This is a genomic window from Methylobacterium soli, from assembly GCF_008806385.1.
GTDB classification, from domain to species: Bacteria; Pseudomonadota; Alphaproteobacteria; order Rhizobiales; family Beijerinckiaceae; genus Methylobacterium; species Methylobacterium soli.
Genome location: NZ_VZZK01000045.1, coordinates 25,755 through 38,369 on the forward strand (window position 1 = coordinate 25,755; position 12,615 = coordinate 38,369).

A 12,615-nucleotide genomic window follows, 5' to 3' on the forward strand; every position below is an offset into this window, starting at 1 on the left:
TCCTCGCAGCCTCGACGCCACACGTGTCCACCAAAGCGCGCAGAGGCAAGAACGATCAGCGCAGGCAGTCCGAAATGACCGATGCCGAATTCCGAAGGCTTGGAACAGGTGTAGATACCGCATGCCGCAATTCCGGGAGTGACTTCCTCAATTCATCGGCCGCCCCTTCTTGACTGAAGGCGGGCTTGGAACGACGCTCCTGTCCCACGAGAACATCGACCTACCCGATTTCGCCCACTTTCCCCTGCTTCTGACCGAAGAAGGTCGAGCTACACTCGCGCGCTTCTTCGAGCCCTACCTAGAGCTAGCTGAGCGATACAGGGTAGGCATGATATTGGATACGCCGACATGGCGTGCCAACGTAGATTGGGGCGCTAAGCTCGGCTATGAGGCCGATGCTCTGGCCGAGGTGAACCGGATGGCGGTCGGTTTCCTCGACGAACTCCGGCATCGGCACGCACGACCCGGACTTCCTCTCGTGGTCAACGGCGTGATTGGTCCGCGCGGAGATGGGTACACGGCCGAGTCTGCCATGACGGCCGAGCAGGCACCTGCCTATCACCGCCCGCAGGTGGAGGTCTTCCGGGGCAGCGAAGCCGACATGGTGAGCGCCCTCACACTCACCTTCGTCGACGAGGCCATCGGCATCGCAATAGCAGCAAGAGACGCGAAAGTGCCGGTGGCAATCTCCTTCACGCTGGGGACCGACGGGCGTCTGCCTTCGGGCCAGACCCTCGGCTCGGCGATCGAGGAGATGGACGCGGTGACAAATGCCTCCCCGGCCTACTACATGATTAACTGCGCGCATCCGCTGCACTTCGAGCCCGTTCTGGCTGGGGGCGCCGACTGGCTCGCTCGCATCCGCGGCATACGGGCGAATGCCTCCACGAAGAGCCACTCCGAACTCGACGCGGCGTCCGACCTCGACATCGGCGACCCGCATGATCTCGGTCGCCGCTACGCGACCCTTCGCAGCCAACTGCCCAACCTAACTGTTCTTGGCGGTTGCTGCGGGACGAATTATCGGCACATCGCGGCGATTTGCGAAGCCTGCCTGTGATCAGCTGCAAGTCGAAGGCGGCAGGAATGTCGACGCCGACATTCGGAAACGCTCTCGAAATCATCACGACATCTGCGCCATCTCTAAAGCGAGCCTGCCAAGTTCGGGAGGCTGAACCATGCACAAGACATTCGACAGCGTCAGTGACGAACTCTTCAAGGCTGTAGTGATCAGAACGTTCCAGGCCTCTGCGGCTCGCGGCGGGCCCGCAGTTCGGCAGTTCATCGACACGCTCAGGGCCTACGAACGCGAAGCCAGCGCCGCCGATGCGGCAGAAACGAGCCCTTGGACGGATGAGTCCGGACCGCCCTGCAGCATCTGCCGGATCCGCCTCTGGAACGGGTGCGCGTTTGACTGCATCCTATCCGACCGCACCCGCAAGAGTGCTCGTCTTCTGCTCGGCCAGCCGTCCCGGATACCCTGCGTCTTCACCCTGGAGATCGGCGAGGGTCCTGAGCAATGCCCTGCTCGAGTTGCCTGGCGTAGGCAAAACGAGATCGGCATCGAGTTCCTGGAGGTTGATTGAGGAGCCGGGCCTCAGCAGTGCTGCGCTGAAGGCCGGTTCGACGCTCTCGCCGTCGCATAGCCAGGCTCACCCCTGACACCCAGGACTGCCCGATCCGCCTCCGCCAGATCTCGATTGCTCTTCGAGAGACGCTCGATTGTTGCGCCGCGCGGACGGCCCTTCCGCAACAGCCAGCGCCCCAAAATGGACGGTGGCCCGAGTCTGAGAGATCGGGCGCAAGCCGCAATGCGGTCGGCGCCGACGGTCCGGCTACAATCGCAACGCTATCGCGCCGTTCCGCAGCCTCCATGTAACGGGCGTGCCTCAGCCTCCCTCGTCGAGGCTGGCGCCAGACATGTGACGGTGCCCACGCCTCTCCACATTGCGAGGGTCCGTGCATGAACGTTCTCATCATCTCGACGCCGGCCACCGGTCATCTCAACCCCCTTCTCGCCATCGCCCGGATGCTGATCGCGGACGGCCACAGGGTCGATGTGCTGTGCGGGACCTGCTTCCGCGGCCGCATTGAGCAGGCCGGAGCCCATTTCTATGCCCTTCCGGGAAGCGCGGATTTCGATGGGCGCGACATCCTCTCCGTCGTCCCGGAACTCAAGGCCGTGGAGCCCGGCCTGGACTGGCTGCGCATTGCCCTGGCGCGGATCTTCATCGACCGGATTCGCGACCAGCACGCCGGATTGCTCAACGCCCTACGGGCGACGTCGGCCGACATCGTGATCGGTGATGACATGTTCTTCGGCGTCCTTCCCCTGCTGCTTGGCCCCCGCGCGGGCGAGCTGCCGGTCCTTCTGTGCGGGACGTCGGTTCTGCACAGCGCCCGCGACGACGGGGCTCCGCTCTTCATGGGGCTGCTCCCCGCGACGACACAGGAGGAACTCGAGGCGCACGCAAGGATCGCGCAGGAATACTCTGTGTGCGTCGATCAGCCGACGAGGCACCGTCTGAACCGCCTGCTCGCCGAGATGGGGCTTGGGCCGGTATCGGTTCCTCTCTTCGAGTCCGTCGTGCACCTCGCGGACACCTACCTGCAGCTCTCGGTTCCGGGCTTCGAGTTCCCGCGCGCGTTCCCGCCGTCCGTGCGCTTCGTCGGCGCCCTCCCGATCATCCCGGATCAGGCTCCGCTGCCAGCCTGGGCAGATGATCTCGATGGCTCCCGCAAGGTAGTACTCGTCACGCAGGGAACCGTGGCCAACCACGATCTCGATCTTCTGATCGGTCCTACGCTCGCTGCTCTGGGCGACGAGGACGACATTCTGGTCGTGGCCACGATGGGCGGCCGCCCCGTCGAGGCGCTGGCGGGAACGGTTCCGTGCAACGCCCGCATCGCGGAGTATCTGCCCTTCGAGTGGCTGTTGCCCCGTATCGACGCGATGGTCACCAATGGAGGCTACGGCAGCGTCAACCAAGCCTTGAGCTGCGGCGTGCCGCTCGTGGCCGCCGGCCTGACCGAGGACAAGGCGGACGTGAACGCGCGCATCGCGTGGTCGGGGGCCGGTATCGACCTCAGGACGAACACGCCGGAGTCCAAGGCGATCCGCCGCGCGGTGCGGACTGTCCTCGACGAGCCGGAGCATCGCCGCGCCGCAAGGCGGCTGGGAGCAGAGTTTGCCACCTACGACACGCAGGCCGAGATTCTCGCTCTCGTCCGCTCCTATGCGCCGGCGGGGCGCGGCGGCCTCCGCATCACTGCGGCCTGACTGAACCGGGCACGGCGCCGGCGTGGCCGACCTTGCCGTCCCGCTTCGCTCTCTGTCGGGCTCCCGGGAGCGGAGGAGAGCCCGGGATATCTCGCGATGCGCGGCAAGCCGGCGGGGACATCGTGCGTAGCTGGAAGCGCGCAATCCTACCGTCGGCTGAGGTCGCCCAGTGCCGGAACTCACTCGTCGCCCGCCTGACTTCCGAAATCGGCGGGAAATACGAGCTGTTCGGCGGGAAGCGAATGGTTCTCCTCATTGCGTGAGGCGAGCGGCAGCTCCAACATGATCTTCATAGCAATCTTTCAATTTCAGAAAATCATTCGGACAGTATATTGCTTATTTTTCATCGCCACGCGGAAGAGTAAGGAGATTTATTGATGATTGCAGTCGGGAGTAATGGGAAAAATCAATTATTAAAAAAGATCAATGCGTTTACAAGGCGTATTATATCGCGTTCGACCACGGCCGAATTCTTGGCTCAGACGATCGTTACAGCTGGATGCTCTCCGAGCCTGCAGCACGAGACTAGAGTTGGGGACGTCGAATGGCTCCGATGATTGAAGAGCCTGCCGGGCCACTCGCCGCTTTCGACCTGTCATACAGACGAAACTCGACAGTCGAGTTCTGAAGTCGGGTCGAAGCATTCCACTGTGATGAACGTAATTTTATCGATTGGGAGCAGTTCGATGTCGAACCTTAGTGGTCGTGTGGCTCTAGTCACGGGCGGATCCAGCGGCATCGGCGCAGCAATCGCCAAGCGCCTGGGGCAGGAGGGAGCGTCCGTCGCAATCACGTATGCGTCCTCGAAGGAGAAGGCAGAGTCCGTCGCACGCAGTATCGAGGCTTTCGGAGTTCGGGCATTGCCGATTCGGGCCGATGCACGGGCGGTCGATGCCGTCCGGGAGGCGGTCCGTACGACTGCGGAGAAATTCGGGTCGCTGGACATTCTGGTCAACAATGCTGGGATCGGTATGACCGGCACCATTCAGGACTGGAGCGTCGACGATTTCGACATGATGTTGAACATCAATGTCCGCGCCGTCTTCGTAGCCGCTCAGGAAGCGGCGCGATTCATGAAGCCGGGCGGACGCATCATCAATATTGGCAGTATCGGCAGCGAGTACATGCCGATCGAGGGTGGAAGCGTCTACGCGGCCACGAAGGGAGCCATCGCCGGCCTGACAAGAGGCTGGGCTAGGGACCTCGGCCCTGCGGGCATAACAGTCAACAATGTTCAGCCGGGTCGCATTGACACCGACATGACCCCAGCCGATGGCTTCCTGGCGAGGCGGATACAGGGGTCGATCGCGCTGCAGCGGTATGGTTGCCCCAATGAAGTGGCAGGTCTGGTGGCGCTTCTGGCCGGCCCGGACGGCTCCTTCATCACGGGAGCTAATCTGCGCGTCGATGGCGGGGCTTCGGTCTGAGGTCCGGCCCCTGCCATGATCGGGTCCAACCCTGCCCGGACCCGTTCCGGAATGCCTGCGGCACGTCATCGGGCACGTGATTGACGCAGCGTTGCTCACATGTCCGCAATTTACAGCCCAGGATGTCCTCCAGTGTGCCACAGATGACATAGATGGCCTCTCATCTAGATACCTGTGGATCGTGATCATCACGCCAGCCGGCACCACCCAATAGGATCAGACCAAATCCGCCCTTGGTGGAGGCTACAATGACGGCCAAGATGCCTGCCCCACCCTTAAGCTGGCCTGCTGCAATGACAGCTTCGGAGATGTCGATGAAGGTCGCTGAACGGCTGACATGGGCGCAAGGCGGAACGTCCGCTTGGGGGCGTTAAGCCAATCTCCGCAAACCACCCCATCCGGACCTTCCACCCTGCGCCTCACGATGATCGGACCTTATGGAGGACGGCCCCGGTCAGACTGGCTCGATGGGCAGTTCGGTGGTCGCCTTGCGGACCTGTAGGACGATCTCGCTGGTATAGGAACGGATGCCAGGCGCAAGCTTGAGCACCCTGCGGGCGAAGTCTTGATAATGGCCCACGTCTCGGCTGCGGATGAGCAGGATGTAGTCGAAGTCCCCGGCGACGGTCATGCATCGCACAACGCGGGGTAGCTCGGCCATACGCGCCTCGTACGCATTGTTGGCAGCCTCGTTCGGCAGCTCCAGCTTGACCCTGGCGACGATCACCATGGGGTAGCGCAGCGCCTGCAACGATAGGACCGCGACAGTGCGGGCGATGACCCCGGCCGACCGTAGGACCCGCACCTGGGGCCGTCTTAAGGAACAATCGCCGGCATTGTCGCTGGTCGAGTCGGACGAGATCGCCACGATGGTGGCCTATCTGGCGAGTCCACTTGCGTCAGCCACGAACGGCACGGCTCTGCATGTCGAGGGCAGCCGACGCATCCTCGCCTTCAATGGGGCGAGCGTCAGCTTCCACATCAAGGACTATCGGCGCGACGAAGCCGGACGGCCGCGGGTCATGACCCTGTCCGCCGCGGAGTTCATCCGGCGCTTCCTCCTCCATGTCCTGCCGCGCGGCTTCCACCGCATACGGCACTACGGCTTCCTCACTCGCTCGAACCGGAAGTTCGGTCTGGCCCACATCCACAAGATCCTCGGCGCCCCAGCTTCACCTCGCCCAACCGCCGTCGAGCCGATTACGGAGGACGGCTCCACCGATGCCCGCTCGCCTTCCCCTGTTGCGGCGGCCCATGACGATCGTCGGCTCCTTCGCGGGCTGGCATCAGCCCCGTGGGCCGCCCCTCCGCTCCACTTCGAACCGGGCAGTTCGCCATGATCCGGCATGGCCTGACGTCACCAAAAGCCCGACAAGCCGCACTTCGGGGCACGCCTCAGCGTGCTGCGGGCAGCGTCGGTCTCCCGTTCCCGACAGGCCGCTGGTACGGGGTCGACCAGCTGAGGCGAGGAGCAGCCTCCGTGAAGTGGACGAGGATACCTGTGAGGGATTGGCAAAATAACCAGACTTACTTATTCTGAACTCAATTCGATTGTGCCGGGGATGGTTCGCAGTGGGATATGACGTATCATCGTCGCCTATGGCATTCGCGGGTATGCAGGCGAGGATCGCCGATCTGTTTCAGAGCAGCGCATCCCTGTGCTACGTGGTGCTTCCGGCGGCTTCGATCTTCTTGTTCGACACATGGATCCCATTGCATTTCGCCGTTGCTGTCTTGTACATCGTCGTCGTTGTCCTTGCGACTCTCTGGTTCAAACGCGTCGGCATCCTCAGGACCGCGGCGCTTTGCGCGGCACTGACATGCCTGAGCTTCATCATCACGCATGGCCCGAATCCGGACAGCAGCGCCGCGGCCCGCACGTTGATCAGCCTCGGCGCCATCGCAATCACCACGAAACTCGCATTGCTGAACATCGCAACTCGTGAACGGCTGATCGCAGTCGGCAAAGAAAAGGATAATCTGGCTAGATTTTTCCCGCAATCCATCGTCGAACAAATCGCGACGAACGACGTCGCGCTATCGACGACTCGCTATGACCCTGCTGCGGTTCTGTTCGTCGATATGATCGGATTTACGAAGTTCTGCAGTGCCATGCAGCCGCAAGACGTAATCGCCATGTTTCGGGAATTGCTTTGTACCTTGAGTGATAGTGTCTTCGAGCATCATGGCACCGTTGACAAGTTCACAGGCGACGGTTTGATCGCAGTGTTCGGCCTACCTGTTTCGAACGATTTGAGCGCAACGAACGCCGTACGGTGTGCACTGACGATGCAGGCGAGGCTTCAGGCATGGAACGATGCACGTGCGGCATCGGGACAGGAGGCGGTCGCCGTTGCCATCGGCATCCATTATGGCGATGTCGTGCTCGGCGATGTCGGATGCGAGAGCCGGCTCGAACTGACGGTCCTCGGCGATACCGTGAACGTTGCGAGCCGCGTCGAGAACCATTGCCGTGAAGCGAAGGCCTCGATCCTGATCACGGACGCGGTGGTGAGGCGCATGCAAAGGGAGGGAAGCGAGGGGACGGTGTGTAGGTTCACCGACCGTGGTTTTCACACGATCCGCGGGCATTCGGAAGCCCTACGGCTATTTGCGTTCCCGAGAGATGCAGCACCAAGCACCAATTAACTTCAACACCGGAGTGGTGGACTCGGCATTTCCCGGCTGTCTTGTCGGCGATGCGACGTATCTGTGATGTCCGGAATCGGAACTATCGGGCGCTAGAGCAGCGGGCTGCATTCCTAAAGAGCTCGGGCGCCATGAGGCGTACGAAAGTCGTGGAAGAATGAACGCGCGGGATGGCGGGCGGTGCGCTATGGAGATTTTGGCTGGGCGTCGCCCCCAGTGAAGGAACGTTAGAGGGCAAACCTCGCCCTTTGGTTGCCTGGGTGATCCCGGGGTGCCGGGTCTCCAGGATCTGGCGAAGCGAGCCAAGGGCCGGCCCCTTCGTTTGAGAGGCTCATCTCGGCGTTCGGCACACGGGTTAGTTCCCTCTAGATTGGCCCGTCGTCTCAGGCCGGACTGGCGATGAAGTGCTGCAGTTGGTCGTGGCCCTGAAGCCCGAGGCGCTCCATCAGCTGTAGGCTCTTGCAATGACCCGGACCGAGCAATCCACGGAGTTTGACCCCGTTTCATAATGGGCTGAACACCTTAGCTGTTGGGTGAGCGGCGGGCATCGTGGGTGTTGGGGGAGTGTCTGACGCTCACCCAGGAACCCCGATGTGGACGCCCGCCGCCCGCGCCGAACTTGCGCGCTACAGCCTTACGCTGGAAGCAGGCCAAAGGAACCGACAGCCCATTGTGAAGGCGCTGATGCGTTGCGCCGAAGCTCCGTGTGCATCCTTGCTTCCGGTGACGAGCGCTCCATGACGCTCATTCTACGGCCGATGCGTGAGGCGCTCAGTTCCAGAGCGAGAACTCCGTGCCAAAATCCGTTGTCTTGAGGCGCGTGCAAGACCTCGGCTCTGAACGGCAATCAGCTCTGGCCCTGAGGGCCAATGTGCCATCGCGTCCCGTCTCAAGGCGAAGCTTTACGGGTAGATTGTCTACCTTCTCGTAAGCGAGGCTCACCTCAAAGCGCACGAAATCGTATCGAGTGCGATCCGCATAGACGATGAGATCGCGTGAGACGGCCTCGCCCGGGTTGAGTTCGGACGCCTCGGCTTCACTTTCTGTTGCTCCAGCAAACAGTACGCCCTGGCGCAGGAGCACCGTCCCAGGCTCGGTGAGGGTATAGTTGCGCGCGGCAGCTACAGAGTTAGTATCGCCAAGATCGCTTGGTACGGCTGTGGTTTCGGACGGCTCGTCGCGGAACTGGGCTCGGATGCCGATCACATTGTAGGCAAGACCGAGAACACGCACGCCCGCCTGGCCCACGTTCTTACGAGTCACCGTAGAGCGGATTGCGATGTAGTTGTCCCGCTCGCCTGCCTTCACGAGGTTTGTCGCGACCGACACGGCCGGCGGCTCCAGGCTCGGCTTGATGCGGGCCTCGTAGATGAAGGTGTAGACGCCCCAAGCACCAGCGCCGAGGATTGCGAGGGTCTGCACGACAGTGTTGATGCGCTCCGCATCGAAACTCCGTGTGGTCCCGATGCTCGCTGATCTTTCCGCTCGCATACCATGCTCCACCGCCTACCCAGGCAGGGGAAGCTACGGATGCCGATACGGTTCCGGGTTCCATGAACGGCCTAACACGAGCCGGGTTGCTCTATAACACCCAACCTATGAGCGTCTGCTCGTGGGGCAACACCGCTCCTCCGCAGGAACGCCACCGAAGATCAGCAGATGGCGCATCTGAGGCCTGTCATCCGGCCTGAGGCGATGTCCGCTTCGGGTATGCCGGCGATGGCCGGCGAATGGCCGAGATGGGCGCAAAGTGAAAAAATTCAGGGTCATCGGCGCCAGCAGTCAGTTCGGATGAAGACGACCCGAAACGGGTTCCGCCTACCTCCGATTTCTGCGGAAAAGTCATCCAGCTCTCTTCCGTGCGAGTTGCCAGGTGGCGTTTAACGCGTAGTGATCGAGGTCTCAGAAACAGTTAGGCCGTGAAATGTCTGAAGCCGAAGTCGCTACTCAAACAAACCACATCGAACTCGCCGTCGATATCGTTTCGGCGTACCTCTCGAACAACCACGTTGCCGCTGGCGACTTGCCGGCCCTGCTCATGAAAGTCCACGCGGCTGTGTCCGGCCTCGGTCAGTCAGTTACTTCCGTCGAGCCAGAGACGAAGGCCACACCCGCACAGATCCGCAAGTCAATCACACCGGACGCGCTGATCAGCTTCGAGGATGGCAAGCCCTACAAGACCCTGCGTCGACATCTGACGATCCGCGGGCTGTCGCCGGAGGCTTACCGCGCCAAGCATGGCCTGCCAGCCGACTACCCGATGACCGCGGCTTCCTACTCGGAGCAGCGCTCCTCTCTCGCCAAGAGCCTTGGTCTCGGTCAGCAGCGTCGTAAGCCGATCACAAAGTCCAGCGGCGCATCTGAGAAGGTGACGGAGGCTGCCGTACCTGCTGAGGCCTCGAAGGCCCGCGGCGGCCGGAAGAAGGCGGCAGAGGCTCCGACGGAAGCCGAAGCACCGAAGAAGCGGGCCGGCAAGCGCAAGCCGGCAGAGCCGGCAATGGCCGAGTGAGGCTCAACCCGGCGCCCGTGTCTCTCACGGCGCGCCGAGATCCTCGGGTTCGCGGCAGACGATCTCCAAGGTTCGCAGGATGGCCTCCTCCGCCCCACGGTTGCTTGAGACACCCCGTTAGCGGACGGTCTCCGCGTCAGGGGTGAGGACGATGACGACGAACACGGGAACGGTTGTAGACGTGGTTGGTCCTGGCCGCGGCGGGCGCATGTCGCGGCAGCGCAAGCGGGATGCGGTGCTGCGGCTTTTGCGCGGCGAGGACCTGGAGAGCGTCTCGCGCAGCCTGGGCGTGACGGCCGCGACCCTCTCGGGCTGGCGCGACGCCTTCCTGACAGCGGGCGAGGCCAGCCTTGCCACCCGGCCTCTTGATGCGGACACGCTGGAGAGCGGGCGGCTGAAGGCCAAGCTCGGTGAGATGCTGATCGAGCGCGAGCTGCTGGAGGCCAAGATCGCGGTTCTGGAGGCGCGCGGCCCCGGCCCTTTGGCCCGCAGGAGGTCGCGGCCATGAGCCGGGCCGTCTCGCCTGCCCGTGGCAAAGCTTACGGACTGGCTCGCGTGTGCCGGATCTGGCGTATGTCGCGCGCCACCGTCCACCGGCATCTCGCCCCCGCCCAGTCCGAGCCGTCGCGGCGTCCCGGCCCGGTCGGGCCCATGCCGGATGCGGCGCTGCTCACGCAGATCCGCGCCACACTGGCCGGCAGCCCCTTCCACGGCGAAGGCCACCGCAAGATCTGGGCGCGGCTGCGCCACAAAGGCGTGCGCACCTCCAAGCGCCGCGTGCTGCGCCTGATGCGCACGCATGATCTGCTCGCCCCCGCGCGTGTCGGTGCGCCGCGCGGGCCGCGCAACCACGATGGCACCATCATCCCGGAGCGGGTCGACACGATGTGGGGCACCGACCTGACCACCACCTGGACGGTTGAGGGGCAGGTTGCGGTGTTCGTGGCCATCGATCACTGCTCGGCCGAATGCGTGGGCATCCACGCGGCACGCCGGGCCACGCGCTTCGAGGCGCTGGAGCCGGTCCGCCAGGGTGTGCGGCAGCGCTTCGGCGGCTTTGCGGCCGCGATCGCCTCCGGCCTGAGTGTCCGGCATGACCACGGCAGCCAGTACATGTCGGACGACTTCCAGGCGGAGCTGGCGTTCTTGGGTATCGCGAGTTCGCCCGCCTTCGTGCGCGCACCGGAAGGAAACGGCTGCGCCGAGCGCTTCATCCGCACGCTCAAGGAGAACCTGTTGTGGGTGGAACACTTCGACACGGTCGAGGATCTGCGCCGCGCGCTGCTGGCGTTCCGGGAGGTTTATAACGAGACGTGGCTGATCGAGCGGCACGGGTTCCGACCACCGGCGGCCATTCGCGCTGCCCAGCTTCCACCGGCGGTATTGGCCGCATAGGCTTCAGATCGGTGTCTCACAATCTGCGGGCGGTACAGGCCGTGCCAATTGCGTCGGCATCGACCCTGCCCCTCCGGCGTCGGCGGAAGGATGGCCACAGCCTCCACATCGCGCGAGTCGGTCCCCGGTGGCACCAATGTCAGCACGGCGCCGGCCGAGATTGCATGCAAAAGCCTGTCAGGCAGCCAGAGCGTTCTTCGGTGCCCGCGAATGCGGGATCAGAAGGCTCTTGACCATCGTGAAGGGCCGCGGCCGATTGATCACCTCGTCAAGCCGTGACCACAGGGTCTTGGGCGAGAATGGCTTGGCGATGACTTCGTTGACACCGAGGCGCACGGCCCGCTCCACCCGGTCCTTTCGCGGCGTGCCCATCATCAGGATGATCGGGACGGTTGGGCAGGGCGAGGTGCTGAAGTCGCGCGCCAGTCGGATGAACTCCTCACCCGACAGGATCGCCAGGTCCCAATCCAGAACGACGAGATCGGGCTTGCTCTCGGCCAGCACACCGAGGGCCTCTGCCCCGTCGGGCGCCTCCATCACGCGCCGGATGCCAGTGCGCATCAGCATGTCACGCACGATGCGGCGGATGTAGAGGCTCTCGTCGACCACGAGGGTGGAGAGGTCCGGGAAGCTCGGGGCACCGATCATCGGCGCGGAGGCAGGCAGCAGGTCATTTGAGCGCTAACCCTACCAGAGATGGGTTAACCAGTGCCGTTCCGAGTAGCGCGCTGCACCGATTGACGTCTCTCACCGCCATCAAGATAGGGGAAACTTAACCCCTGGACCGCAACTCTCAGTTGCGAACGTGTCGCAGGAGACAACCTGAACGCGAACGAGTACCAGCCATGGCTGATCTTTGCCATTTTTAGATTGCTTGATCTCCGATGCCCTCCGAGAAATGCAACACGACAGCGGCTGCATCTGGTTTTGACCAGAGAGGGAGGCTGGCCAGTCAACGCCCTGTTACCTTGCAATCCGAGAGGAGTATCGCTCCGACACAGCGCCAAGTTTTGAGTGACATGGCTTTGTTCGTGGAGGTCGCCAGGCGGAAGAGCTTTAGCCAAGCCGCCGCGGCATTGGGGATGCCGATCTCGTCCCTGTCACGCCGCATCACGCAATTCGAGGCGGCGGTGGGCCTGCGGCTCCTCGACCGGACCACCCGGAAGATCGCGCTTAGCGCCTATGGTGAGGCCTACTTCGCCCAGGCCACCCGCCTCGTGGAGGAGGCGCAGCGCAGCTTCGACGACCTAATCGCCCAGGCCAAGGGGCCGAGCGGCTTCCTGAAGGTGGCGGCGCCGAGCGACTTCTGGGTCCTCCAGCACCTGTCCGGCATCGTCTCGGAATTCTCGCAGCAG

Annotated in this window: 11 protein-coding genes and 1 pseudogene; 9 read left to right on the forward strand and 3 right to left on the reverse strand. The window is 63.1% G+C overall.

Annotation, left to right across the window (positions count from 1 at the left end; all coding sequences use genetic code 11):
• The first annotated feature begins 169 nt into the window (after positions 1–169).
• The 4 genes from F6X53_RS27585 (at position 170) to F6X53_RS27600 (ending at position 4,707) form a co-directional block, all read left to right on the forward strand.
• A complete protein-coding gene (locus F6X53_RS27585; RefSeq protein WP_373875910.1) occupies positions 170–1,060 on the forward strand; it encodes a homocysteine S-methyltransferase family protein in 891 nt (296 codons plus the stop codon).
• A 118-nt stretch (positions 1,061–1,178) separates the two neighbouring features.
• Positions 1,179–1,586 carry a hypothetical protein gene (locus F6X53_RS27590; protein ID WP_151004411.1) on the forward strand — a complete coding sequence of 136 codons (408 nt, stop codon included), beginning with the start codon at positions 1,179–1,181 and terminating at the stop codon, positions 1,584–1,586.
• Positions 1,587–1,963: 377 nt separating this feature from the next.
• Positions 1,964–3,280: a glycosyltransferase gene (locus tag F6X53_RS27595; protein ID WP_151004413.1), complete on the forward strand. Its 1,317-nt coding sequence runs from the start codon at positions 1,964–1,966 to the stop codon at positions 3,278–3,280.
• A gap of 686 nt (positions 3,281–3,966) precedes the next feature.
• A complete protein-coding gene (locus F6X53_RS27600) occupies positions 3,967–4,707 on the forward strand; it encodes an SDR family NAD(P)-dependent oxidoreductase (protein WP_151004415.1) in 741 nt (246 codons plus the stop codon).
• A 454-nt stretch (positions 4,708–5,161) separates the two neighbouring features.
• Here the strand turns inward: F6X53_RS27600 and F6X53_RS27605 are convergent, their stop codons facing one another.
• Positions 5,162–5,437, reverse strand: a complete 276-nt coding sequence (locus F6X53_RS27605) for an Lrp/AsnC ligand binding domain-containing protein (protein WP_151004417.1) — start codon at positions 5,435–5,437, stop codon at positions 5,162–5,164.
• A gap of 205 nt (positions 5,438–5,642) precedes the next feature.
• Here F6X53_RS27605 and F6X53_RS34090 point away from each other — a divergent pair.
• Positions 5,643–6,036, forward strand: a pseudogene (locus tag F6X53_RS34090) (transposase); the annotation flags it as partial.
• Positions 6,037–6,306: 270 nt separating this feature from the next.
• Positions 6,307–7,356 carry an adenylate/guanylate cyclase domain-containing protein gene (locus tag F6X53_RS27615; RefSeq protein WP_151004419.1) on the forward strand — a complete coding sequence of 350 codons (1,050 nt, stop codon included), beginning with the start codon at positions 6,307–6,309 and terminating at the stop codon, positions 7,354–7,356.
• A gap of 771 nt (positions 7,357–8,127) precedes the next feature.
• Here F6X53_RS27615 and F6X53_RS27620 read toward each other — a convergent pair.
• Entirely contained in the window at positions 8,128–8,778 is a 651-nt protein-coding gene (locus F6X53_RS27620; protein ID WP_151004421.1) for a hypothetical protein, read from the reverse strand.
• Positions 8,779–9,280: 502 nt separating this feature from the next.
• On the opposite strand from F6X53_RS27620, the gene F6X53_RS27625 reads away from it, so the two are divergent.
• Both F6X53_RS27625 and F6X53_RS27630 read left to right on the forward strand, forming a co-directional pair.
• Positions 9,281–9,865, forward strand: a complete 585-nt coding sequence (locus tag F6X53_RS27625) for a Ros/MucR family transcriptional regulator (RefSeq protein ID WP_151004423.1) — start codon at positions 9,281–9,283, stop codon at positions 9,863–9,865.
• 151 nt (positions 9,866–10,016) lie between these two features.
• A protein-coding gene (locus F6X53_RS27630; RefSeq protein ID WP_151004425.1) for an IS3 family transposase occupies positions 10,017–11,260 on the forward strand; the annotation gives its coding sequence in 2 pieces (ribosomal slippage) (positions 10,017–10,341 and positions 10,341–11,260; 1,245 coding nt in all).
• A 177-nt stretch (positions 11,261–11,437) separates the two neighbouring features.
• On the opposite strand, the gene F6X53_RS27635 is transcribed toward F6X53_RS27630, so the two are convergent.
• Positions 11,438–11,908, reverse strand: a complete 471-nt coding sequence (locus F6X53_RS27635) for a response regulator (RefSeq protein ID WP_151004427.1) — start codon at positions 11,906–11,908, stop codon at positions 11,438–11,440.
• Between the two features lie 371 nt (positions 11,909–12,279).
• On the opposite strand from F6X53_RS27635, the gene F6X53_RS27640 reads away from it, so the two are divergent.
• Positions 12,280–12,615: LysR family transcriptional regulator (locus F6X53_RS27640; RefSeq protein ID WP_151004429.1), on the forward strand; the 336-nt coding region annotated here is incomplete at its 3' end.

Coding starts and splice junctions, on each gene's coding strand:
- F6X53_RS27590 (WP_151004411.1), top strand. CDS start 1,179: ATGCACAAGACATTCGACAGCGTCAGTGACGAACTCTTCAAGGCTGTA.
- F6X53_RS27595 (WP_151004413.1), top strand. CDS start 1,964: ATGAACGTTCTCATCATCTCGACGCCGGCCACCGGTCATCTCAACCCC.
- F6X53_RS27600 (WP_151004415.1), top strand. CDS start 3,967: ATGTCGAACCTTAGTGGTCGTGTGGCTCTAGTCACGGGCGGATCCAGC.
- F6X53_RS27605 (WP_151004417.1), bottom strand. CDS start 5,437: ATGGTGATCGTCGCCAGGGTCAAGCTGGAGCTGCCGAACGAGGCTGCC.
- F6X53_RS27615 (WP_151004419.1), top strand. CDS start 6,307: ATGGCATTCGCGGGTATGCAGGCGAGGATCGCCGATCTGTTTCAGAGC.
- F6X53_RS27625 (WP_151004423.1), top strand. CDS start 9,281: ATGTCTGAAGCCGAAGTCGCTACTCAAACAAACCACATCGAACTCGCC.
- F6X53_RS27635 (WP_151004427.1), bottom strand. CDS start 11,908: ATGATCGGTGCCCCGAGCTTCCCGGACCTCTCCACCCTCGTGGTCGAC.